Here is a 25,288-nt window from a genome sequence, read left to right as displayed (position 1 = left end):
GAATAAATACAGAACATGAAAATATTGGAAGCAGAATTCAAAACATTTCATGGTCCCAACATTTATAGCGATGATAAGGTCATTGCTGCAAAATTACCGATAAATCAGTTAAAATGGAATGGCAAAAATCAATCTGATTATTTAGATAATCTCAAAAAATTTTTGAATTATATTAATTTCACGGCAATCACATTTTTTGACGACATTCAATTTGATAAAGCAGAAAATTTTATAAAATCATTTGCGAACAAATTACTTAATGTTGATCTTCCATCAAATCTTGAAATCAGGCTACTGACAATTGGCGACAATCATTATATTTTGATTGAAAATTTCCACATCGAAGAAGCATGTATATCCGCGATTAATGTGGCGCTTTTGACATGCTTCTTATTACAAAATAAAAATAACGAAGAACAAAAAAAACTAACCGCTAAGATCCAACATTCTTTACACCAATACTCAATGACATGCCCCCCTCGAGTGATAAAAACTATGCAATTCGAGGCTAAGAAATTAAACATACCAATTTATTTAGTTGAACCCTCCACTTTCTTATTTTCTTATGGGCAAGGTAAAAATTCAAATTGGTTTCAATTCGGCTGCAGTGAAAAGGACAGTCATATAGGTACAATGCTGCAAGATGATAAATTATTAACATCAAAAATGCTTTCTGCTTTGGGTTTGCCGTCAACCAAGCAAGTCGCAACTATTAGTGAGAGAGAATGTTTAATTACTGCGAAATCAATGGGATACCCGTTAGTTATAAAACCCCCAAAAGAACATCAAGGCATTGGTGTATCGACAAATATAAATAATGATCGAAAATTGATATCCGCATTTCGTAAAGCAAGAAAACATTCAAATGTTGTAATACTTGAAAATTATATTGAGGGCGAAGATCATCGTATTAATGTTGTAAATGGACAGGTTATTCAGATAACCAAAAGAATAATACCCCATATTATTGGTGACGGAAAAAATACAATAAAATCATTAATTGAACGTGAGAATATAAACAAATTAGAACTCAAAAAGAAAGAACCGCATTATAAACAAATCCCATTCAATCAAGAACTGTTAAGTCATCTCGATCTAATGGGTTATGCTATACAGAATATATTAAAACCTGGTGAAAAACTAATACTCAGGGATGTTGCAAATATTTCATTAGGCGCCACAAAAGAAAGCATTGATCCGGCCTTAATGCATCCAGACAATCATGAAATGGCAACCGAAATTGCCAATTATTTCCGGCTCGATTCAATAGGAATTGATTTTATAACAACAGATATCAGCAAATCCTGGCGTGAGGCCGGCACAATTATAGAAATTAATACACATCCGTTTATTAATGAATCTATGTCTCATGATTTTATGAAAGCGAGTTTCTCTGATAAAAACAATGGTCGTATTAATACCTGCCTTATCCTTTGCGAAGACCAAAATTTTGCACTTGAGCACTTTAAACAACAATCATCAAAACATAATTACCCAGCATTTATTAATGCAAAGATGGTTAAAATGGGCAATTCCAATAAAAAAATAACAGATGATAATTTGCACAATAGATGCATCGCCGCATTGCTCCATCCAAAATGCGATTATCTGATGGTTCAAATGACTGCTGATGAAATTGTCAATAACGGATTGCCAATTGATAATTTCACTCAGTGTATCGTTGATGAAAAAAAGAAATACGAAAAATTCGTCTTTAAAGAGCCTAAATTAGGAAAAAAATCCAACTCATCAATAATTGAATGGCTCCAAAAATACTGTGTAAGTATCTGTTAAATATAGCTAACATATTCATAACGTTTAAAATATGATCATTGCAAAACGAATTCACTGACGCTATGTTCAAACATGAAACATAATACATATATACATTTTCTTTTTAAAAATACTAACCGTAGAATATTATAACTTATGAATAATTTTACCTCTTCAATTAAAGTTTTTTTTGGCGCAAACGAATTTACTAACAACAGCGCGGTTATTGCAGAATTTGAATATGACAAATCGACATGGCCCCCTGAAAACAAAAACGCCATTTCGAAAAAAATAGAGATGGTATTCACAGAAGTCTATTCCGGTATTTCCGATCAAAGCGAACAACTAAATATTGATAATTTCGAAAGCTTTATTACCGCATTAACAGACCACCTTTTAAGTGTAAAAGCGTTACTAGAAACCCCAAGTAGAATTGTTCAAAAAGAAGGAAAATATTATTTAATAATTGACGATTTTTATAATCCAAATGCGATTGTTTCCGTGTTTTCAATCGTCTTTCTTTTTCTTAATTTTCTACATAATAAGGAAAACATATCTTTTGATAAGTTTTACCCACAGATCCTGCAATATTTAAAAAACTTATACTACCAATCTCCACAACGCTTGATAAGTTCAATGCTAAATGCTGCAAAAAATATTAATCTTCCTATTTATCCTGTTGATCACTCAACATTTTTATATGGTTACGGCCAAGGAAAAAATTCTATTATATTTGATCATGGCTGTAGCCAGTATAACAGTCATATCGGCGGAAAATTTCAAAAAAACAAATTTGTAACCACACGAATTTTAAAAACACTTGGTTTCCCAGTAACTGAACAAATCGCTGCATTCACATTAGAAGAATGTTTAAGCGCGGCCGAAAAACTCGGTTACCCTGTTGTTGTAAAACCCCCCGAAGAAACCAAAGGAAAAGGGATTTCGACCAATATTCGCAATGCTAATAAATTAAGGCATGCTTTCCAACTTGCGAAAAAAAGTACGAAAGACGTGGTCATTGTTGAAAATCACGTTGACGGTGACGATCATAGGATCAACATCGTAAATGGCGAAATTTTCTTTATAACGAAACGTATGATCCCTTTTATTATCGGCGATGGAAAAAGTTCCATCAAGTCACTCATTGATGCCGAAAACGAGAGAAGAATATCCCTTGAAAAAGACAATCTTTTCTACCGGAAAATTAAACTTGATCAGGAATTAATCAATTTTTTGAACATCAGCGGATTAACACCAGAAGACGTGCTTCCTAATGGTGAAAAATTGCCACTTCGTGAAGTAGCCAACATGTCACATGGCGGGACAAAAGAATTCATTGACCCTACTGACATGCATCCTGACAACCATACTATGGTAAAAGATCTTGTGAAATACTTCCGTTTGGATTCAGTTGGACTTGATTTCATTACCACCGATATTACCAAATCCTGGCGCGAGGCAGGTTCAATCGTTGAAATTAACACATCCCCAATGATTAATGAATTTATGGCAGAAAAATTCCTGTTAACCAGTTTTAATGAAAAAAATCAGGGCCGGATTGATAGCTTACTTGTCTTATCGGATAATGAAGAAAAAGCGGAAAAAATTTATAAAGATATTAAAACAAAATATGAATGCCCCGCTTATATTAGTTCAGATCAAATTAGCATTAATGATATAGACAAAAATATCGGAAAAGAGAGTATTCGCCAGAAATGTGTTAGAACATTACTACATCCTGAGTGCGATTTTGTATTGGTAAACTTAAACATTAAACATGTGCTTAATAAAGGATTGCCAATCGACCGTTTTAGCAAAATATATATCGACAATTCATTCGCCGATGATGAGTATATGCTTGCTAAATTGGAAGAAAACAGTAATAAAGCAACCACACTTCAAAATTGGCTGAAAAATCATTGCGATACTTGTGAACTCATTTGAATTTGAAGCGCATATTGAATATTATTAATACAATACGGATCTTTCCCTGGATTTTATTATGAGCACTGAACAACAAAAAGAAACAGCCCAAAATTGGTTCGAAGATCTGCGCAATCAAATTTGTGCTTCCTTCGAAAAGCTCGAAGACGAACTAACCGGCACAAATAGTGATATGGAACCGGGCCGTTTTGAGCGCACATCATGGTTCCGTGATGATAAGCCAGAAAATGGTGGCGGCACCATGGCTGTGATGAAAGGCCGAGTTTTTGAAAAAGTTGGTGTTAATGTATCAACCGTTCATGGTGAATTTTCACCGGAATTTGCCAAACAAATTCCAGGCGCTGACGAAGACCCTCGCTTTTGGGCCAGTGGCGTATCACTTGTCGCCCATATGCACAGCCCAAAAGTTCCCGCCGTTCATATGAATACCCGACATATTGTCACAACTCGTGGCTGGTTTGGTGGCGGTGCTGATTTAAATACGGCGTTCCCCAACACAACAGATACAGCAGATTTCCACGGCGCCCTAAAAAACGCATGTGATAAACACGGTGATGATTATTACGATAAATATAAAAAATGGTGTGATGAATATTTTTATGTGCCACACCGTAACCGCGCCCGCGGCGAAGGCGGCATTTTCTATGATCAATTAAATACCGGTGATTGGGATGCTGATTTCGCCTTTACACAAGATGTTGGCCGCGCATTTAATGATATTTATCCTGCCCTTGTACGCCGTCATTTAAATGAGGAATGGACAGATGATGAACGAGAAGAATTGTTATATTACCGTGGGTTATATGCTGAATTTAACCTTGTTTACGACCGTGGCACCACATTCGGGTTAAAAACAGGCGGTAATGTGGATGCGATATTGATGTCATTACCACCACACGCGAAATGGAAATAAGGCATTCAGATGAATTGGGCGGATTTGGAAACACAAATAAACCGTGAAATTCAAAACCTTGGGGGCAGATACATTTGGTCGGACGTCATCTTGCAAGGTGATTACCATATCCAGAAAAATGTAAAATCCGGCGAATACCGATTGCTTGATGGTAATCGTAAACGCTTGCTTTTTGGTTCATATGATGACTGTAAAGCAGCCCTTGACGACATCAAACCCACCTTCCCTCATGATCATCTTATTTTATTAATCCATGGCCTTGGGCGTCATGCTGGTATTATGGACAAACCAAAAATGGCACTGCGTGAAGCGGGGTTTTCAGCGCATTCGTTAAATTATGCCACATTGTTTGAGGGCGTAAAGGATCACGCCGATCATTTTACCCATTTAATCGAAAACCTTAATGGGATACGTAAAATAAGCTTCGTCACCCATAGTCTCGGTGGCCTTGTCGCCCGTGAAATTTTAAGCCGAAACACCAACTGGAACGATATTACCGCAGAACGCCTCGTCATGATGGGAACACCCAATCAGGGCGCAGAAATCGCAGAATTCCTAAGCCGGATGAATACTTTCCATTTCATCACAGGCCAATCGGGCCAAGATGTTCGCCCCGGCGGCACTCTTGCCACATTACCGGAACCTCCAATTCCGTCTATGGTAATTGCTGGCGGCCTTGGCAATGACATTGGTTTTAATCCGTTACTAAAAGGCGACAACGACGGCATCGTCACTGTGGACGAAACCCGCCTTAACATGGACCATGAATTCCGTCTTGTGAAAGTAATCCACACCACCATCATGGATCATCCGGATAGCATTGAAGCAATGATGGGTTTTCTTAATAAATAAGCACTAAAATCTGTGCATATTTTCCTTATCGAACACCAGCGGAATTCTATCACCGGGGGTAAGGTTCGGAATGCCGGGCACTTTGACGGTTAATTCATGTGTGCCGTTTTCAACACGTAACAAGCTATCTGCACCAAGCGTTTCAATTAAAAGCAATTTCGCGTCAAGCTGTTGCGGGCGTTTCATTTTCGGCTGTGTACCGATGATATAGATATCTTCGGGTCTAATCCCCAGTGAAAAATCCGGATAATCCATGAAATTCATTTCCGGGCTACCTATAAAGCCGGCTACAAATTTATTGGCCGGTTTTTTATAAACTTCAAGCGGTGTACCCACCTGTTGAATTTCACCGTCTTTCATGATCACGATCCGGTCAGCGAGTGTCATGGCCTCCACCTGATCATGGGTCACGTAAATGGTTGTTTTCTTAAGGTTTTCATGAAGTTTTTTAATTTCGACACGCATCGAGCCGCGCAGCTTTGCATCAAGGTTTGAAAGCGGTTCATCAAAAAGGAAGACTTCCGGGTCCCGCACCATTGCACGGCCCATCGCCACACGTTGACGCTGTCCACCAGAAAGTTCAGCTGGTTTTCGTTTTAAAAGATCAGAAAGTTCTAGAACTTCTGCTACTTCATTCACTTTTTTCTCAATTTGTTCCTTCGGCATTTTTTGTGCGCGAAGACCAAATGAGATGTTTTTATAAACATCCATATGCGGATAAAGGGCGTAATTTTGAAACACCATGGCGATATTTCTATCTTTTGGTTCCAGAAAATTGACCGTTTTATCGCCAATTTTTAATGTTCCCCCGGAAATACCCTCTAATCCAGCGATCATTCTGAGTAAAGTTGATTTACCACAACCACTTGGCCCCACGAGAACCAGAAATTCCCCGTCCTGGACTTCAAGGTTTAAGCCAGAAATGACCTCTGTTTCGCCGTATTTCTTGGATATATTTTCGAGTAATACTTGAGCCAAATCAATTCACCCACATTTTATAATTGTTATAATTTACGCGATTGTAATCATTTTAGGATGAACTTACAACAAGAAGTATTTGAGTTTTTAAGGGTATAAATATGCAATATTTCTATTGGAATAGCAGTTTCGAAATTGGCCTGCCCCATCTTGATGAGCAGCACAAAAAACTTGTGGAAATTATCAATGATCTTGGTACTGAAATTTCCGTTCATAAACGCACACCAATCATAAAACAGATATTGGATGAGCTCACTGCTTATGTCAGTTATCATTTTGAGGCAGAAGAGCGTGAAATGGAAAATTCCGCCATGCCGGATGACTTGGTTGAAGAACATAAACAAGTTCACCGCAATCTTGCGACCAAGGTCGCCAGCATCATTGAAGGTAAAGATTATTCCAACCCGGAAATTGCCCAAGAAATATTTGAATTTTTGTTTTCCTGGCTCACCAATCATATTCTTTGTGCTGACCGCCAAATTGTAAATTATTTTGGGGATATCAGCGAAGAAGAAGCGAGCAATCGCGCCGCCGCATATCATACTAATCCAACGGCAGAAACCACCAAAACACTAGTTCGCGCCTTAAATGAAGCCGAACGCAAATTTCATATGCTGACCGATCATGCATCCATTATGGTTTGGATAGCGGATAAAACTGGCAAACGAATTTTTCATAATAACGCATGGTCCGCCTTTATCGGTAGTCACATCACCATGAAACAAGAAGATTGGGACAATATGATCCACCCTGATGATTTTCAGGGGTATAAAGAACATATTGCAGACATCATCGCCCATCCACGCATCAAAACTTATGATTACAGGGCCTTAAATGAAAACGGCAGCTATAATGTATTTCATGAACAAATCATCCCGCAGTTCAATTTAAATGGCGAAGTCAGCGAATTTATTTCATCGACAACTGACATAACCTTTATGTCTGAAATGCAGTCAGAACTGGATAAATCCAACAGAAACATTGAAACAGAAGTCGAAAAAAGAACCGAAAAATTGCGCGATATGATGCTGACCGACCCACTTACAAAGGTCAGAAACCGCCAGTTTTTAATGGAATTTCTTGATATGGAAGCAACACGCATCAAACGATACGACGAAAGCTTTTCCATGCTGTTTTTGGATATTGACCGTTTCAAACCAATCAATGATACATTTGGCCATGCTGTTGGCGATAAGGTACTTATTAGTTTTTGTGAAATGATCCGCAAAAACACACGTGATTTCGACCAAATTTGCAGATACGGCGGTGAAGAATTCGTTGTTGTATTGCCGGAAACTGATATTGAAGGCGCCAAAATTATCGCAGGAAGAATTCTTGATACTTTCAGAAAAACCAAACTTATGGACATTGGCCGTTCCATAACCGCCAGTATTGGCATAAGCAGTTACCGTAAGGGCGAAAAAATCGCCGATTTTATCGAACGCTGTGATCAGGAAATGTATAACGCCAAACAATCCGGACGCGACCGTTATTATTATAGTGAATAGTATAATTATACTTTTATACCACCGCATACGGTATTAAAAAAAGCATCTTTCAAATCAAAGATGCTTTTTTAAAATTTATCACTGAATTAGGTTATTTACCAAACCAAAGTCACACCCGCACGGCCACCGTGGGATTTAATACGTGACATATACGTTCCACGGTATCCTACATTAAATGACATGTTGCCTTTTTGATAATGTACGCCCGCGTCGACCTCTACACGTCCTTTATCCATCGTTAGACCGGTTGCGTTAAATGTATTGGTTGCGTGTCCTTCATATCCGGTAACAAGTCCACCATTAAGATCACCCATTTCCGACACATACATCACCTTGGCATTTGGTGATATGTTGGCGCCATCATTTATAATATGATCAAAGCTAAACTTTGCACCGCCGCGTAATTGACTGCTTTTAAAAGCATTGGTCGCCCCATTTAGATTTGCAACACCTGCCCCCGTTTCATTTAATGAAACAGCCGAAATCTTGGAATAATTATAACCAATTGTCGGTTCAATTTTAATGCGGTCAATGTTTAAAGCTGTGCTTGCTTCGGCGTAGAATTTGTTACTGGTTGTGTCATGATTGTTTAATGCTGTACCTGCGTAATTAATAACGCGGCTCATTTCCACATCATGCCAACCGTGGCTGTATGCCACATTAAAGTTTACACCTTCTAAGTTTGACGCTAAGAACACACCAAATTCTTTCGATGCGGCCTTACCCACATCAACACCGAAAGTGGCATTTGATGTGTTTAAGCCACCGTGGATACCAACAGTTACATCATCACTGACACCATACCCATAACCAAAAGCAAACCCTTTCGTATCATGTTCATAGCCACGGGCATTGCCATCTGTCGATGCAGTTCCACCAAGGCCATATGCTTTAGCCCAGGTTGACATTTGTCCCATTTCAACAGTGCGGATTTCAGAATTCACCGCATTGATATATTCATTACCATCTGTACCAATGATATTCATCATTGTGGCATGAGTTTCGCCGCTTGCTTGTTGCATGACCGTATTAACATCACCTGTGGATGCATTAAATAATGCTGATCCAGCCGTTGAAGATGTTGCAATACTTGCAATTATGCCTGACGATTGAGTATTATTGGTGCTATCTGCCAGATCCGTGAAATATTCATATGGATTAAACAGTTCAACAACCACATCGTTGCCGATAATGCTATACCCACCATAAAGTGTTTCTGTTCCCCCAATGGTACGGTAATCCGCATAATCACCAATGATACCACCGTCTGCACTTAAAACAGTGAATGTATCACCTGCCGTATAATCATCAACATCATCACCTAATTGGATTTCAAGGGTTCCATCAAGGGATGCGCTGCCACCCACATCAATTAAATCATGCTTAAGATCGGCGTATACTTCCGCCTCGTATATTCCTGTGGCCGCTTGTTCGTAATTGCCAACAACAGTTGTTGTTCCTGCTGAATTTCCGGGTGCGGTTATACCTTGTATAATTAATGACCCAAATGTACCATTACCAGATAATGTACCGCCATTTACGGTCAATGCCGCATCCGCCATCCCTTGGAAAGTAAGCTGCGCGTTATCAACGGTTAAGCTATGTAAATCTACCGATGTATCGGCCCACGATACAGAACCGCCACTTATGATACCATGTTCGAAATTATCAACGATACCAATTGTATGATCCCCTTCAGTAAAGAAATAATCCGTACCGTCGCCACCATCAGCATCACCATTTAACATTGAACCTGACCCAAATGTTAAGTGATCCGAACCGTCATTAAAGATAACATCACCGTTGATCGTTCCGTGGTTAACAACTGTCGCAGCACCAGATGCAACGAACACACCGTTAACATCACCTGTGATAATACCGCCCACTTGGTTTGTTACTGTTCCTGCATCATATAAATATACACCATGGCTGTTATTTGAAGTAATTCGTCCATGATTGACCACTGCTGAAATTGTATCGTGATAAACGGATACACCAGTTCCATCCCCGGATATAACACCGGTTGAAAGGTTGGTTAAACTTCCGCCATGTTCAAAATTAACGCTTCGCTGTGACCCCGATATTGTTCCAGCATTAGTAACCGTGAAGGAGGCCTCATCGGATGTAACACCCAACTGCCCCGTAATTACACCACCTAAACGATTATCAACTGTTCCACCGCCCTCTAGGTATACAGCGTAATTAGTCGGACTTGAAATAAGCCCTTCGTTAATTACGGTTCCCGTTTGGTTTCTAATTTCGACTGCAGAAAATGCACCGTTAATAACACCAGAATCATGGTTCGTTACAGTACCGCCCTGTGAAAATGATATACCTTGTGCTGCTTGTCCCGTAATTGTGCCCCAGTTATTAACCGAAACACCACCATTAACATCAAAAATTCCAATATCCCCTGTAATCAAACCTGTTGTGGTGCCGTTACCAGCCATATTATTTACAGTCATGGCACTTTCGGATCTAATCCCATTAGTAACACCAACAATTGTTCCGGAATTCGTGATATTGGATGTGCCGTCAGTCACATTTATTCCATACGTGTCACCATCTATTAAACCCGAGACTTTATTATTAATGGTTACCGTTGATAAACTTGTTGAATGTATACCTGTTCCGCCAGCAATCGTTCCTTGGTTATCAATTTCCATGTTGTTAAATGTCATTTCAACGCCATATGTATCGCCAGTTATCGATCCCGTATTGGTCAGCAGTTTTGCTTCGTCCAATCTAACACCAACAGTATCACTAACGACCGTACCGTTATTTGTTAGGTTTGAATTCAATGCCATATCTAAGGCTGCTTCACCGCTCACATTGAAATCAGCATTGCTGATTAACGTACCCGCGCCATAAACATAGAAACCATTATCAATTGTCCCTACCGAATTGAAAGTTAAAGAAGTTCCTATTGAATAAGGATTTAAGTGAAATGTTTCGAAATTTAGAATTTTTGAAGCATCAAATGTGAATGATTGGTTGTCACCTGAGCCGACATAAAACCTATCCGTTCCAGCGCCACCATCAATGGTGTCGTCCATATGGTATGTGCCCACGGAAAGATCAGCGGAATATGAATCATTACCAGCACCCAGTGATACATTTCCTGAAATAACGCCGTATGTTAATATATGTTGATTATTACTATCACCGGTAATGGCATTTGCCGGACCAGCAATCAATCCATCAACGCCGTTGAATAATGATGACGACCCCGACATATAAACGGCCTGTGCACCGGAACCTGTTACTGAACCCTGATTTATAAAATAGCTATTATTTAATGAAAGGGCAGTGTTGGCGCTGGTGATTCCACCATTATTATAAATGGTGGTCCCTGTAACCCCAAATGCATTATGAATTACATCAAAATTTGCATAGTTTGTTAAAGTACCACTACCATTAACTTGAAACTGAACACCTGTAATCGTTTCAGCGCTACGGAAAATGAAATTGGTGTCGGAATCGCCAGCGAATAATGTATGGTTTTCAAAATTTAAATATTGCGCTTCATCAAACGTGAAATCCACGTCAGAATTTGTCTGAAAAAATACAGTATCTTCATCACTGCCGCCGTCAACAATTCCGTCTATACTATATGCGCCGTCTAATATCGCATAATATGTGTCACTGCCTGCACCAAGGTTTACATCACCCGTGATACTGCCATGATTAATAACATCCTGATTGCCTGCGCCGCCATTAATTGCTACGGTACCGCCAACGATACTACCACCTTCGAAATTGGTAATCGTCGTTTCGCCCTCGGCCCAAATGCCATTACCGTTGGTACCTGAAATTAAACCGCTATTTATAATAATCCCCCCATCCACGATAAATACACCGTGAAGATCACCTTTAATAACACCTGTTGTTGTGCCATTACCCGCGTAATTGTTAATGGTTCCGCCGTCTGCTAACACGACCCCCTGTCCACTTGATGCACCAGTTGCAGAAATTAAACCATGGTTATAAATTAATTCATTCTGATTACTGAAAACACCATAAAAATTACCATAAATTTCGCCGCCCACTGAATTCGTCAGCGTGCTTGATGCTGTATTTAAAAAGATACCGGCTTCATCACTGACTTCGTTATTATATTTTCCAATGATGCCAGAATTATTAATCGTATACCCGGTTCCAGAGAGAACCAATGATGAACTATTGCCATAAATCACACCACCAGCAACATTTTCAACCGTACCATCGCCTCCTGAAACAATTGCAACATGGGGATCAACATCATCTGTCGAGATAATTAATCCTTCATTATAAATATAATTTGTTCCCGTTAATCTATTATCAACGGCTATATCATTTGGCGCTCCATTTCCGTTAATGGTTCCGCCCGCTTCATTACATAATGTTAATGATCCAGTACCGTCGGCATAAATTCCATTTAATGTTCCACCGTTTTCGATGTTAACTGCGTATGGTGTATTATGGCCAACCAACACTTCTTGTTCTGCATTCCCCGTCACTGATAAATCAAACGTTCCTGTTGGGCATGCAGCCATTGCTGGCGATGCAAAAAGGGCTAATGTCCCTAACATAGCCGTGGTAGTTAACAATGTGTTTTTCTTACATTTTTTCGACACTCGACTATGCATAAAGCATTCCCCTGATTTGTTTTTATATAATTGGTTAACAAAGTGTTAACATTACCCATACCATGTAACAAGTTTATTCTCTTAATTTCGAAATAAAAAAACACCCCCAAAAATTGAAGGTGTTTTCATTACGCTAAACCTTTAAGCTAAATATCGCCACTAGCAATTAGCATATATGCTTTGTTAACCCGTAATTTCCTTCACGGCTTCTGCCAAGTTTTCACGCGCACCGATTAACCGTTCAAAAAAGCTGACGTTTTCATTGCTTTGCATGATGGCAACGGCCGTATATTTTTTTAGGCTTGCTTCAAACGCGGGAATTGCCGGCCCGCCTGTTATTTTGCGAACAGCAATGAAATGGGCTGGTGATGCGATTTCTTTTAATCTGTCTGCTGAAATCTTTGTATCCTCACCAACGCTATCTTTATATATTTTCTTGAAATTATCATGATCGAATGATCCAAGCGATCCACCTTCCGACACCACAATTTTCGCCATTTTTGCTGCAATCTCATGGGCTTCTCGGAATGGAATGCCTTCTATGCGGGCGATACTATCGGCGACCTCAGTAATAGTGGCGCAGCTTTCATCAATATGTTTTTCAATGCGTTTTTCGTCAATTTGCACGGCACCGATAAAGTCATTCAATAATTTAATCAACCTTGTACCACTTTCAAACGCCTTGTGCCCTGCTTCCTGGACCTCTGTTTCACTGTCGTTCATATCTGTCATTGGTGTGTTGTGCATCGTATTAACGATCGTGTCACAATGCCCCGCAGAAAGGCTTGCCATCAAACGCATATGTTCAATGGGAACAGGGTTTCTTTTTTGCGGCATAATTGAACTGATTTGTACAAATTCATTGGGTACATATAAATGGCCGGTTTCAAAACTGCTTCTTTGTGCAAGATCCTGAATAAAACGCCCCATGTTCAAGAACATGACCTTCATCGCGCTATAAAGCCCCGTGACATAATCAATGCTGGAAATACAGCCATATGAATTTTCAAGCGGACACGCGAAACCAAGCAGGTCCGCCATTCGGTTACGGTTTAAGTTAAATCCCGTTGTTGTAATCGCTGCCGCACCCATTGAACACATTTCAACGGTTTTCATCGCCGTACTGATGCGGTCAACATCGCGCTGCAGCATTTCAATGAAGCTACCCAGATAATGCCCCCATGTTGTGGGTTGTGCGGGTTGCCCGTGGGTATAAGCCAATATAATCGTTGTTTTTTCCCGTTCACCAACAGCAAGCAACGTTGATATTAACTGGTTCAGTTCCGTTAACAGCACCGCACCCAAATCCATAAGACGCATTTTAAAGATGGTATGATCAATATCATTACGGCTGCGCCCCGTGTGTAATCGCCCGGCGAGATCAGCACCAAGTTCCTTGATCAGTTCCCCTTCTACATAAAAGAAATAATCCTCAACCTCACCCGTATATTCTAGGGCATCTATATCGAGGCCTTCTTCAATTTTTATCAATGACGTCAAGATGGCAGATGCCTGTTCTTCCGATAATATCTTTTGTTCCTTAAGCATCACGGCATGGGCAAGATTGACCCTGAAATGATAATCAGCGAACGTGCGCTTGGATGCATTGAATAAGGGCTCAAGCACAGTATCCTTATATGTTTCATTTGGAAATTTTGAATTATCGATAATATCTGTCATGTTTATCCCTTAAGCCCCCCTAAAATAATGCCGCGAATAATGTACCGCTGCAGCACCAAAAATACAATCAATGTCGGAATGGTCGCGACCGCAGCACCCGTCATGATCATTTCCCATTCGCTTTGGAATTCACCGCTGAATGATGCCAGCCCCACCGGAATGGTGTAAAGTTCCTGACTATTCGTGACGATAAGCGGCCATAAAAACGCGGTCCAATTGCCAAGAAACGTAAATATGGCAAGCGCCGATAACGCCGGTGCCACAAGCGGCATGGCGATGGTCATGAATACTTTAAATTCACCCATACCGTCCACACGCGCTGCATCCAGAAAATCATCAGGCAGTGTTTCAAAAAATTGTTTCATCAAAAACACACCAAAGCCGGTCATTAATCCCGGGAATATAAGGCCCACATATGAATTTAGAAGCCCCAAATCACGCGCAAGTATATACCATGGGATAACCAGCATTTCTGTCGGGATCATAAGCGTGGAAAGAATGGCAATAAAAACCAATTTACGCCCCGCAAATTTAAATTTCGCCAATGTATAGCCCACAAGGCTATCGAAAAAGACGACCGAAATTGTGGTAATTAACGCAACACCCATACTGTTTAAAAACCATGTGACAAATTCCGTATTTTGAAACAGCATCACATAATTGCTGATGGTTGGTTCATCGGAAATGAGCGCCAAATCATAAATCTGATCATTAAATTTAAAACTCGCCGAAAACATGAAAATGATTGGCGTCATCATCAACACCGCGCCAATGAACAAAAATGTCCAAATCAATATTTTTGACGGGGAAATGGGTGCTTTATCATGTTTCATTTTTTAGCACCTTTAACTGTATAATTGTGATGATCAGCAATATGACAAACAGAACAACCGTTTCCGCGGCCGCCATTCCCATTTCAAAACGGTCAAATGCGGTTTTATATATATCAAGCACAAGCGGCCTAGTGGCATTAAGTGGTCCGCCCTCGCCCTCTTGCGTCATGTTATAAACCTGATCAAATATGCGTAAAAAACCAATGGAACTTATGATCACCAGAAAAACAATCGTATTTTTTAATTGTGGAATGGTAATTTCCCAGAGCACGCGCCATGCGCCCGCCCCATCAATTTTCGCGGCTTCATAATGGCTTTCCGGAATTGCCCTAAGCCCCGCCATAAAGATAATAATTTGAAACCCAAGTCCCGCCCAGATTGCGGGTGCGAGAACCGCCGGTAATGCTTGTGTGGTGGATCTTAAGAAATCAAGTTGCAATATCCCCATCTGCCCCAGTGCAAGATTGATCATACCAATGGGCACAGGTTGATAAAACCAGCGCCAAACCCACGCCATCGCCACCGCCGTGGTCAGGAACGGAATAAAATAACAGGCCCTTAAGAAACCATGTCCAAACCTGATTTGATCAAGGTAATATGCGATGATAAACGATAGAACCAATGATATCGGCACACCAAGCGCCAGATATTCAAACGTATTACCAAGCACCACCCAAAATACAGGGTCATTCCAAAGCGAGATAAAATTATCAAAACCAATATATTTCTTTTCACCAACAATATTCCATTCGGTAAGTGAAATGCTAAAGGCATCAATGGTCGGGTAAAAACGGACCAAAATAAAATAAACGAGTGGCACCATTAAAAATACCCATGCCCATTTGGCGCGACGTTTTGCGATGCTATTCATTCATCACCGCCTTATCAATAATCGCTTGATCTTCACGGGCAGCGATTTCAAGGCTGTCTTGAACGCTCATCCCCGTCAGCACTATTCGGTCAAGCATATCAACAACCGTTTTACGCTGTGCGCTTTCAGAATAAAATCTGGTGCTATAAGCATAACCAAGGCCGCGAATGAATGGGCCGTATTCAGGATGGTTAAGATTTTCCTGGCGTTGCGCCACCAATTTACGGGCGGGTAGTTCTCCGACCTCATCGAGCCATAATTGCATGGCTTTATCGGATGTGATGAATTTTAAAAATTTTTCAGCGGCAATTCGTTTTTCACCGCTTGCTTTGCTGGTGATGCCATTAACCCAATATGATGAAAAATTGGATTTTATGCCATTATGACTGGGCAATTCCGCTACCCCCCATTCAAGTCGACGCGTGCGGTTAAATAACGCAAGAGCGAATGACCCATCAATATGCATCGCCGCACGCCCCGCTTTAAAGGCAATTTCCCCCTTATCCATAAAATCGACAACCGATGTGTTATGCTTACTTACAAATTCAGTATAAAATTGAAATGCCTTTAATCCCGCGTCGCTGGTATATGTGACCTTGGTATTATCATCATTATAGGGCGTGCCACCAAATTGACGCACCAGCACTTCCCGCCACCAGTTATGATCTTGATTAATCGGGCCGATGGTTAACCCCACCTGTATGATGTTACCGGCCCTATCATATTTGGTTAACCGTTTGGCGAACTGCACCAATTCATCGAGTGTTTGCGGCGGTGTTGATGGATCAAGGCCCGCTTCCCGGAAAATCTTTTTATTCCAAAATAACCCAAGCGACCTAACCGCCGTCGGTAAGGCATAATAATCGCCTTTCACCATCATGGTATCCACCATTGGGAAAAATTCACGGCGGATCATATCATTTGGGAAATTTTCTTTTGATAATGGCTGTAATATTTCCCCCTTTAGATAATCATCCAGCCACCCGTAATAAAGCTGCACTACATCCGGCCCTTCGCCCGCGGCAACGGCGGCGGCGACCTTGGTTCTATATTGTGAATATGGGAAATTGGTATGGATCACATTGATGTCTGGATTTTCTACCTCAAACGCATCAATCAATTTATCCATCGCATCCAGGCGCGCTTTATAGCTATACTGCCAATATTCAATATCGACTGCATGCGCAAGTTGGCTGCAAAAAACAGCAATTATGGTGATGAACACCCGCTTCATTTGATCCCTTTATGTATTTTTTTCAATAGCATAACGACATCTTCTTTTAATTTCCAGTCTATTGACTTCATGACGTCAGTCGTTAAATTAATGTGATCAAATAAAGGGAAAAATACATGACCGAAGCACAGCGCAGAATTGCTGAACAACAACGAAAATCGGGGATTAATAAATTATGGGATGCACTAACCCCGCTTAAACATGTGGGCAGTTTTATGAACTGCGGTGCCCATCCCGATGATGAACGTTCACATATTCTTGCCTATCTTGCCCGTAATCAGGGCGTTCGCGTTATGTATTCCACATCCACCCGTGGCAAGGGCGGCCAAAACGCCATCGGCACCGAAGCTGGTGATGACCTTGGTGTATTCAGATCCGAAGAAATGGAAGCCGCCGCAAGCGAGATTCCAATGTCCGTCCATTATTATTCCGCCCGTTTTGGTGATGAAATTGATGATTTCGGCTTTTCAACTGATCCTTCAGAGGCCGAAAACAAATGGGGCATCGAACGCACCCGAGAAAGATTAGTGCGCATCATCCGTGAACAAAGACCGGATATTCTTTCCCCAACATTCCTTGACACCGATGGCCAACATGGCCACCACCGCGCCATTACCCGCGCAACACTTGATGCATATGAAATGGCCGCTGACCCAAATGCATTTCCAGAACATATGGAACAAGGACTTAAACCATGGAAAGTATTAAAATTATACCTTTCCGCTGCGTCCGGCCGCGGTACCGTTTATGATGACCGCGATCCACCACCGGAACCAACAGTTTCCATCCCAACGGGAATGTATGACCCAATTAATGGCGCCACATACAGGCAAATTGGCGAATGGTCCCGCGCCCGCCACCTCACCCAAGGGATGGGTCGCTGGCGCGAAGCAAAACCGGAAATAAGCCACCTTCACCGTTTAAAATGCCGTTTTGATATTCCGCTTCAGGAAGAAAGCGTTTTTGACGGTTTATGGCAAACACTTGCTGATATGGCAAAAATGACAGATGGCAAACTGGCCAGCGATTTAAATATCGCGGCAAGACTGATCAATGATACAATCACATCATTCCCGAACCGTGACGCCATTTATAATTCGTTAACGGATCTTGCGAAAAAATTAAATGACATCGAAGCAGAAATTGATAACCGTTCAGAAGAAATCAAACATAATTTCGCCCATAGAATTAAATTAAAACAAAAACAAGTCGGCATCGCCCTCTATGAAGCATCAGGACTAGAGGTAGAGTTAATTTGGGATAGCAACTTCACAAGCCCAAATCAGGATTTCACCGGTAAAGTCAGCATCTATAATACCGGCGGCCAATCATGGGATAATTTGTCATTATCACTTATTGGTACAGATGGTATTTCCGAATTACCAATAAACATGCAAAGTTTCAGAATTGAGCCATGCGAATATAAAGAAGTCACCATACGGCTTAGAATACCGGAAAATGCAGAATACCATATGCCACTTGAAAAAGATTATGAGCCATTTTGGGATAAGGAAAAATTCTCATGTGTTCTTGGACTTGATGATTTAGGCAGTAAAACAATACTCCCTGCAAATCCTGTACTCGTCGTCCCGCCAGTAAACCTTAGCTGGGAAGCAAGTGGTCTGTTTTATAACCGCCTGACTGATGGTGAACCGATTTCCGCAATGTTAACAGTGGAAAAATTTACTGACATCGCGTCTGACGTTGAAATCGGCCTTGATGCACCTGATGGCTGGACAGTAACACCACCGAATTATACCGTGAAAGCAGGCACCCTACCCGGTTCATCAAAATATAATTTCACAATCACTGGCCCAACCGGTGGTGGCCGCCTTGAAATGACGCCATATGCCATTTGTGATGGGAAACGTGTTGAAGAAAATGTGCTGATGATGGATTACGCCCATATTAGAAACACCTGTAAAGTGGTACCAAACACACTGGCCGTCCAGCCAATTGATCTAGAAATACCAAAACGGCTTAAGGTCGGTTATGTGGACCGCGGGTCCGACCGTGTTTATTTCTGGCTGCAGCGTTTCGGCTTGGATGTCAGCATGTTAAGCGTTGATGATCTTAAGGTTCAGGATTTAAGCGTATATGACACCATCGTTATTGGTATTCGTGCTTTTGCGGCTGACCTTACCGCCACAAGCCCTTACTTACGTGAATATGTGGAAAATGGCGGTAATCTGGTCACCCAATATAACCGTACAGATGATGATTGGAACAATGAAACCACACCGCCACGTCCGATTACAATCGGCACGCCATCTTTCCGTTGGCGCATTACCGATCCAAATGCGGTTGTGACCCATTTAAAACCGGATCATCATTTGTTAAATGCCCCTCATAAAATTGGCGAGGCCGACTGGGCCAACTGGCATCAGGAACGCGGGCTTTATTTCCCAATGGAAGCGTCCCCCGAATATGAATTCCTACTTAGCATGTCCGATCATGGCAAAACTCCGCTTGAAGGCGCACTAATCAGTGCATCCATTGGTGATGGCTGGCATCATCATTGCTCACTGATCCTTCATCATCAACTTGAACATCAGGTACCAGGCGCCGCAAGATTACTCGCCAACCTAATCACCCCGCCTGATTGGAAGTAATCAGCATTAATTTATTAAGGCGGGATCATCCCGCCTTTTTTGTATGTGCATATACAATTTTATGATAATTTTATCCGTAATTATATAATATTTTCAATAACTTATACTATTATTTAATCCAATCCTTAAGGCTTCATTTAGGGAAGATGCGTATCTTTGATTCGTAGTGAATTAGTTTTTATTGAGTATTGCGTTTTTAGTTATTGGCCTTTGGGGGCAAGAAATAAATGGAGCAATCATGTTGAATAATCATACACGTTTTCAAACAACAGACAGAACCCAACTGGAAGAAATCACACGGGAAATTAGCAAAAAAATATCAACCAAAGCAAAAAAGAATGCCAAGAAAACCGGCATTTTAATGTCATTACTTCCGCTTGCTGCCTGTGGTGGCGCGGGAACGGGTGGCGGTACTGGTGGCGTAACCCTAAACAGCGGCAGCACACTTGCCCTTGATGGTTTTACAGAAATTGGCACAAACACATATCAAGCCGATGACGATAGTGGAGGTACTTTCCTTGCCCAATCAACAAGTAACGCATTAACTGTTTCTGGTGGTGGCGGCGCAGACACAATCACAACAAGCAATGGCGATGATATGATCCGCGGCGGTAACGGGGCCGATAATATTAACGCGGGCGCTGGTGACGACGCAATTGTTATCATCGGTACAACAACTGCAAATCAATATACCCAAAGCTCAATCACAAATTCGGCAGGATCAGGAACAGACCTATCATCTTTAATTACACTGGCTGACCTAAACGGCCGTACTGTTTCAGAAGTACAGTCCGGCGAAGTAATTGATGGTGGCGCAGGGAATAACACGCTGTTCATTTACGGTACAGTGGACTTAACCGGTGTGACGCTTAACAATATTGAAGTGTTGGTGGTCAATTCAAACGTTACCCTAACCGAAGAACAGTTACGCCAATTCACCACCATCGACGGTGACGGTGAAAGTATTCTGAATATCGTTGTGCCGGAAGGTGCAGAAAGCGTGACACTTGACCTAACTCAATACGAAATTCACGATGTTGGCACCCTAAATATCGAAGGGGATATTACAATCATCATTGACGATATTTCTGACATTGCTGAAATCGAGCAGATTACAGTTGAGGATTTATCACAAATAACCCTTTCTATCCAAAGCGATAGCACGGGTGTGACAAATATCAATCTTGGTCAACTTGCGGAAACATTTGAGAAAATTGACATTATTGAAACTGGCGTTGATGTGACCATTGAAGTGGATGATGACGATGACATCGATGATCTGGAACTAGACGGCATCGAAGGATACGGCGACATTGACGACAAACGCGAAGGCGATGATCATGAACATAATTTAGATGATTTGGATGATACCAAAGAATATAATTATGCACCGGAACTAGAACCTGATCTTGAAGATACACATGAAGGACAAGAAATCTGGATTGATGTACTTGATAATGATGAGGACGAAAGCGATCTAACCCTTTCTTCCATTGAACTGGTCGGCAGTAAGGGAACAGCCCACATCGTTGAAAACGGTATTCTTTTTGATCCAGGCGATGATTTTGATTACCTGAATAATGGACAGACCGCAGAAGTAAAAATCTGGTATGTGGCTACGGACGGCGAAAAAGAATCCCAAAGTTACGTGCGCGTCATCGTTGGTGGTGAAAGCGAAACGCCGGACACGCCATTCCTTGAAAAAGTTAAGTTCAGCGTGGTCACGGGCGAAACGATCTTCCTTGAAGATGATCATTTTTGGATTGAACATGCACCAGAAAATTCACGTGACATCACATTCCGTGTAAATGAAGTCGGCGGCGGTACATTCAATCATGACGGCGTGGTCGTTGATGAATTCACCCTTGATAACGTTGAAAACGGATTTATTTATTTCATCCATGATGGCAGTGACAATAACCCTGAATACAACATCACAATGTATTACACCAATTCTGCGGGCGAAGCCGTAGAAGCCAATATTTATCAAGGTCATGGATATAGTGGCGATTTCATCTTTGATGGTGAAAATAATCTGGTGACAAGCGGCACAGCCGACAGAACATTGGATAAATCAGAACATGATGGTGATTACACTGTTACTGGTGGCGATGGTCAGGATACCATTACAATGGGTGCTGGTAACGATACGGTTGATGGCGGCCTTGGAAATGATCATATCCAAACGGGCGCTGGTCATGACCGTATTATTTACGGTGATGGCGACACCATTGATGGCGGGACTGGGTTTGATACATTGGTGATCGAAGAAGAGCATTTCCAGCTTGATCTATCCACCCTTGACGCCATGAACATCGAAATGATTGACCTTGGTGTGGAAAGTGACATTGCCTTTTCTGTTCAAGACATCGTCAATCTAACGCCGGAAAATAAAATGTTTGTTATCTGGGGCGATGGAAATGATGGTGTGACATTCACCGATGATGGCTGGGATCATATCGGTCAAGATGAATGGGAAGGACAAATGATGGATGTTTATCAGGCAAATGATCATACCTTACTGATCGATGCCGATATTTCCCAACCGACATTTTAATATCTAATTAATATCTAAAAATTAATACCCTCCTGATATTTAAAATACCCCTCGCATAAAATATCAGACAACTGGCCGGAAGAGCGCCCCTCTTCCGGCATTTTTTTATTTCCATAGTATTTCATCCATTTGATTGACATCATGTTATGATGGGCGTATCTAGCGGTACTTATTCAATTGGATGATCGTATCCTGAAAGCGTATTTATGACTAAATTTACGGAACTTGGTCTTAGGGCCCCTATTCTTCGTGCGATAGAAGAAGGCGGCTATGAAACCATGACCCCCATTCAATCTAAAGCCATCCCCAAAGTACTTGCGGGGCATGACTTGATTGCGCTTGCGCAGACAGGAACCGGAAAGACGGCCGCTTTTTCATTACCGATTATTCAATTATTGCTGGCCGGCGAAGGAAAGCGCAAACCAAAAACGGCAAGATCGCTTATTCTCGCCCCTACCCGTGAACTTGCGTTACAAATCGAAGAAAATATTCGCGGATACGCAAAATACCTTCATTATAAAATTGCGCTTCTTTTTGGTGGGGTATCACAAAACCCGCAAATTAAAACATTGGAACAAGGTGTCGATATCCTGATCGCGACGCCGGGGCGACTGCTTGATTTAATGAACCAAGGGCATGTTAAGCTGGGTTCAGTTGAATATTTCGTGCTTGATGAAGCAGACCGTATGCTGGATATGGGTTTTATTCGTGACATTCGAAAAATTGTAGCAAGACTTCCTGAAAATCGTCAGACGCTATTCTTTTCCGCAACCATGCCAAAGCAGGTTGAGGGATTAGCAAATGACATCTTGAATAATCCCGATCATGTCCAAGTGGCCCCGCAATCAACCACAGTTGAAAAAATCGATCAATATGTGCTGTATGTGCCGAAAAATTTAAAAAATAAGCTGCTCGCGCATATTTTAAAAGATGATGATATCAAACGGGTTATTATCTTTACCCGCACAAAACATGGTGCGAACCGTGTATCAAGAAAGCTGGATCAACTTGGTATTACATCAGCTGCAATCCATGGCAATAAATCACAAAACGCGAGGCAAAAAGCACTCAATCAATTTCGTGATGGTGAAATTCGCACGCTTGTGGCAACGGATGTGGCTGCACGTGGTATTGACGTTGACGGCATTACTCATGTGATTAATTTTGACCTTCCGAACGAAGAAGAAAGCTACGTTCACCGCATTGGCAGAACAGCAAGAGCCGGAAAAACCGGAATATCATTATCATTTTGTGACCACGAAGAACGCGATTATTTAAAACGCATTGAAAAATTAATCCGCAAGAAATTGATGGTGATGGATGAACACCCCTTTCATTTAGAAGGCGTTCAACCAGCCGATTACGCGGAACCAGACGATGACGGTGATGAGGAAAAACGAAAACCACGTCCACGTAACAGGAACCGCAATCGTAACCGCAACAGAAATAATGTTCCAAGAAATCCTGAAAACAAAGGCGGCCGGAATAAAAAGAACAAAAGCAATAAACCTGCGAATGCTCAAAAACAGGGCACAAATACAAAACCGAATAAAAACAAACGCAGGAAAACCAGAAAACCGCGTTAACATAAAACCGTCATAAAGGAGCGCTACAATGGTCAATATGAAACGATATATGGTGATTATCATGTTCATGTTTACCGGTGCTTTCGCGGCCCCGTCAAATGACATTAGCAACAACAACCGTATTGATGGTTTAAGGCCAGATGCGCCGGAACTTGCAAAGCCCGGCAATTACAATATTGGCGTAAGAACATTAAATCTAATTCATCATAACCAGGTCGATGTACGTGAAATTGGTGACCAGCCACCTCTTCCTGCATATGACAGGCCACTTACAATCGAAATTTGGTATCCGGCCCATACGATGGAACATGGTACTGAATATCAAAATGTTATATTGCGGGACGGTAAAACCACAGCAACGCTTCATGGTGGTGCGGTTCGTGACGCAGAACCATTAAAGGCGGGAAATAAATTTCCGTTAATCATCCTTTCACATGGCTATCCCGGCAATCGATATCTTATGAGCCATTTTGGTGAAAACCTTGCGTCCAAGGGGTATATCGTTGCCTCAATTGATCATACGGACAGTCTTTACGAAGATGCGACCGTATTTTCTAGCACCCTGTTAAACAGGCCACTTGATCAACGGTTTGTGCTTAGTACGTTAAAGGGCCTTAATACTGAAAGCGGGCATTTCCTTGAAGGCATAATTGATACTGAAAATACCGGTCTTATTGGGTATTCAATGGGCGGATATGGTGCCGTCGTCAATGCTGGCGCAGGCATCAGCGAAATTGTGGCTACCAATAAAGATTTATCGCCGCATAATGTTTTAAAACGCCATCAAGCCGGAAGCGAAACCCACGAAGATATCGTTAATAATGATAATTTTAATGCCATTATCGCCATAGGCCCATGGGGCATGGAACGCGGTTTATGGGATGATGATGGACTAGACGGGGTACGCATTCCGATTATGTATATGGCAGGCAGTAAAGACACCACGTCCGGCTATGAAAAAGGGGTAAAAGCATTATTTGAAAAATCGGTGAATGCTGAACGCTATTTACTGACTTTTGAAAATGCGGGTCATAATGCGGCCGCACCAATTCCGGCACCACGGGAAAGTTATACCGGCACATATCCGGATAGCGACAGACCATTATTTGGCCATTACGCCGACCCCGTTTGGGACACAGTTCGCATGAATAATATCGCACAACATTATGCGACAGCATTTTTTGATAAAATTCTTAAAAAACAATCAGATAAAGCAGAATACTTAATCCAATCTGATAAATTAAACGGTACATCATTTATGGTGATCCACCCATAATAAAGGCCCCATAAAAATGGGGCCGATATTAAAAAAGTAACTT

The 25,288-nt window shown here is 41.5% G+C and carries 15 protein-coding genes; 9 read left to right on the top strand and 6 right to left on the bottom strand.

Annotated elements, in window-relative coordinates:
• The first annotated feature begins 15 nt into the window (after positions 1-15).
• The 4 genes from KW060_RS06795 (at position 16) to KW060_RS06780 (ending at position 5,482) form a co-directional block, all read left to right on the top strand.
• Positions 16-1,794 (top strand): hypothetical protein, encoded by a 1,779-nt coding sequence (locus KW060_RS06795; RefSeq protein ID WP_249035618.1) that lies wholly within the window; start codon positions 16-18, stop codon positions 1,792-1,794.
• Between the two features lie 135 nt (positions 1,795-1,929).
• Positions 1,930-3,717 (top strand): ATP-grasp domain-containing protein, encoded by a 1,788-nt coding sequence (locus tag KW060_RS06790; protein ID WP_249035617.1) that lies wholly within the window; start codon positions 1,930-1,932, stop codon positions 3,715-3,717.
• Between the two features lie 58 nt (positions 3,718-3,775).
• Positions 3,776-4,630 carry an oxygen-dependent coproporphyrinogen oxidase gene (hemF, locus tag KW060_RS06785; protein ID WP_249035616.1) on the top strand — a complete coding sequence of 285 codons (855 nt, stop codon included), beginning with the start codon at positions 3,776-3,778 and terminating at the stop codon, positions 4,628-4,630.
• A gap of 9 nt (positions 4,631-4,639) precedes the next feature.
• The gene (locus KW060_RS06780) at positions 4,640-5,482 is read left to right on the top strand and encodes an alpha/beta hydrolase (RefSeq protein WP_249035615.1); all 843 of its coding nucleotides are present in this window, start codon (positions 4,640-4,642) and stop codon (positions 5,480-5,482) included.
• 3 nt (positions 5,483-5,485) lie between these two features.
• On the opposite strand, the gene KW060_RS06775 is transcribed toward KW060_RS06780, so the two are convergent.
• Positions 5,486-6,460 carry an ABC transporter ATP-binding protein gene (locus tag KW060_RS06775; RefSeq protein WP_274757328.1) on the bottom strand — a complete coding sequence of 325 codons (975 nt, stop codon included), beginning with the start codon at positions 6,458-6,460 and terminating at the stop codon, positions 5,486-5,488.
• 101 nt (positions 6,461-6,561) lie between these two features.
• Here KW060_RS06775 and KW060_RS06770 point away from each other — a divergent pair, with 101 nt between their 5' ends.
• Positions 6,562-7,968 carry a bacteriohemerythrin gene (locus KW060_RS06770; protein ID WP_249035614.1) on the top strand — a complete coding sequence of 469 codons (1,407 nt, stop codon included), beginning with the start codon at positions 6,562-6,564 and terminating at the stop codon, positions 7,966-7,968.
• A gap of 95 nt (positions 7,969-8,063) precedes the next feature.
• Here KW060_RS06770 and KW060_RS06765 read toward each other — a convergent pair whose 3' ends face one another.
• The 5 genes from KW060_RS06765 to KW060_RS06745 all read right to left on the bottom strand — a co-directional run bounded on the left by KW060_RS06765 (position 8,064) and on the right by KW060_RS06745 (position 17,214).
• Positions 8,064-12,557 carry an autotransporter outer membrane beta-barrel domain-containing protein gene (locus KW060_RS06765; RefSeq protein ID WP_249035613.1) on the bottom strand — a complete coding sequence of 1,498 codons (4,494 nt, stop codon included), beginning with the start codon at positions 12,555-12,557 and terminating at the stop codon, positions 8,064-8,066.
• A 222-nt stretch (positions 12,558-12,779) separates the two neighbouring features.
• The gene (gene argH / locus KW060_RS06760) at positions 12,780-14,276 is read right to left on the bottom strand and encodes an argininosuccinate lyase (RefSeq protein ID WP_249035612.1); all 1,497 of its coding nucleotides are present in this window, start codon (positions 14,274-14,276) and stop codon (positions 12,780-12,782) included.
• Positions 14,277-14,278: 2 nt separating this feature from the next.
• A complete protein-coding gene (locus tag KW060_RS06755) occupies positions 14,279-15,109 on the bottom strand; it encodes a carbohydrate ABC transporter permease (RefSeq protein WP_249035611.1) in 831 nt (276 codons plus the stop codon).
• Complete coding sequence (locus tag KW060_RS06750; protein ID WP_249035610.1) at positions 15,099-15,980, bottom strand: carbohydrate ABC transporter permease; 882 nt, start codon at positions 15,978-15,980, stop codon at positions 15,099-15,101. The genes KW060_RS06755 and KW060_RS06750 overlap by 11 nt, the downstream gene beginning before the upstream one ends.
• Positions 15,973-17,214: an extracellular solute-binding protein gene (locus KW060_RS06745; RefSeq protein WP_249035609.1), complete on the bottom strand. Its 1,242-nt coding sequence runs from the start codon at positions 17,212-17,214 to the stop codon at positions 15,973-15,975. Before KW060_RS06745 ends, KW060_RS06750 begins: the two co-directional genes overlap by 8 nt.
• A 116-nt stretch (positions 17,215-17,330) precedes the next feature.
• Between KW060_RS06745 and KW060_RS06740 the strand changes: the two genes are divergently transcribed.
• The 4 genes from KW060_RS06740 (at position 17,331) to KW060_RS06725 (ending at position 25,245) form a co-directional block, all read left to right on the top strand.
• Positions 17,331-19,826: a PIG-L family deacetylase gene (locus KW060_RS06740; protein ID WP_249035608.1), complete on the top strand. Its 2,496-nt coding sequence runs from the start codon at positions 17,331-17,333 to the stop codon at positions 19,824-19,826.
• A 238-nt stretch (positions 19,827-20,064) separates the two neighbouring features.
• Entirely contained in the window at positions 20,065-22,383 is a 2,319-nt protein-coding gene (locus KW060_RS06735; protein WP_249035607.1) for a hypothetical protein, read from the top strand.
• Between the two features lie 206 nt (positions 22,384-22,589).
• Complete coding sequence (locus KW060_RS06730; RefSeq protein WP_249035606.1) at positions 22,590-23,969, top strand: DEAD/DEAH box helicase; 1,380 nt, start codon at positions 22,590-22,592, stop codon at positions 23,967-23,969.
• A gap of 28 nt (positions 23,970-23,997) precedes the next feature.
• Positions 23,998-25,245 (top strand): alpha/beta hydrolase family protein, encoded by a 1,248-nt coding sequence (locus KW060_RS06725; RefSeq protein WP_249035605.1) that lies wholly within the window; start codon positions 23,998-24,000, stop codon positions 25,243-25,245.
• The last annotated feature ends 43 nt before the right edge of the window (positions 25,246-25,288 follow it).

The sequence above is a fragment of the Pseudemcibacter aquimaris genome, from assembly GCF_028869115.1.
Lineage (GTDB): Bacteria > Pseudomonadota > Alphaproteobacteria > Sphingomonadales > Emcibacteraceae > Pseudemcibacter > Pseudemcibacter aquimaris.
This window is presented reverse-complemented; position numbering and strand designations above follow the sequence as displayed.

Excerpts from the sequence above, each read along its gene's own strand:
- KW060_RS06795 (WP_249035618.1), top strand. The coding sequence starts at position 16 with ATGAAAATATTGGAAGCAGAATTCAAAACATTTCATGGTCCCAACATT.
- KW060_RS06790 (WP_249035617.1), top strand. The coding sequence starts at position 1,930 with ATGAATAATTTTACCTCTTCAATTAAAGTTTTTTTTGGCGCAAACGAA.
- hemF (WP_249035616.1), top strand. The coding sequence starts at position 3,776 with ATGAGCACTGAACAACAAAAAGAAACAGCCCAAAATTGGTTCGAAGAT.
- KW060_RS06780 (WP_249035615.1), top strand. The coding sequence starts at position 4,640 with ATGAATTGGGCGGATTTGGAAACACAAATAAACCGTGAAATTCAAAAC.
- KW060_RS06770 (WP_249035614.1), top strand. The coding sequence starts at position 6,562 with ATGCAATATTTCTATTGGAATAGCAGTTTCGAAATTGGCCTGCCCCAT.
- argH (WP_249035612.1), bottom strand. The coding sequence starts at position 14,276 with ATGACAGATATTATCGATAATTCAAAATTTCCAAATGAAACATATAAG.
- KW060_RS06755 (WP_249035611.1), bottom strand. The coding sequence starts at position 15,109 with ATGAAACATGATAAAGCACCCATTTCCCCGTCAAAAATATTGATTTGG.
- KW060_RS06750 (WP_249035610.1), bottom strand. The coding sequence starts at position 15,980 with ATGAATAGCATCGCAAAACGTCGCGCCAAATGGGCATGGGTATTTTTA.
- KW060_RS06745 (WP_249035609.1), bottom strand. The coding sequence starts at position 17,214 with ATGAAGCGGGTGTTCATCACCATAATTGCTGTTTTTTGCAGCCAACTT.
- KW060_RS06740 (WP_249035608.1), top strand. The coding sequence starts at position 17,331 with ATGACCGAAGCACAGCGCAGAATTGCTGAACAACAACGAAAATCGGGG.
- KW060_RS06735 (WP_249035607.1), top strand. The coding sequence starts at position 20,065 with ATGTTGAATAATCATACACGTTTTCAAACAACAGACAGAACCCAACTG.
- KW060_RS06730 (WP_249035606.1), top strand. The coding sequence starts at position 22,590 with ATGACTAAATTTACGGAACTTGGTCTTAGGGCCCCTATTCTTCGTGCG.
- KW060_RS06725 (WP_249035605.1), top strand. The coding sequence starts at position 23,998 with ATGGTCAATATGAAACGATATATGGTGATTATCATGTTCATGTTTACC.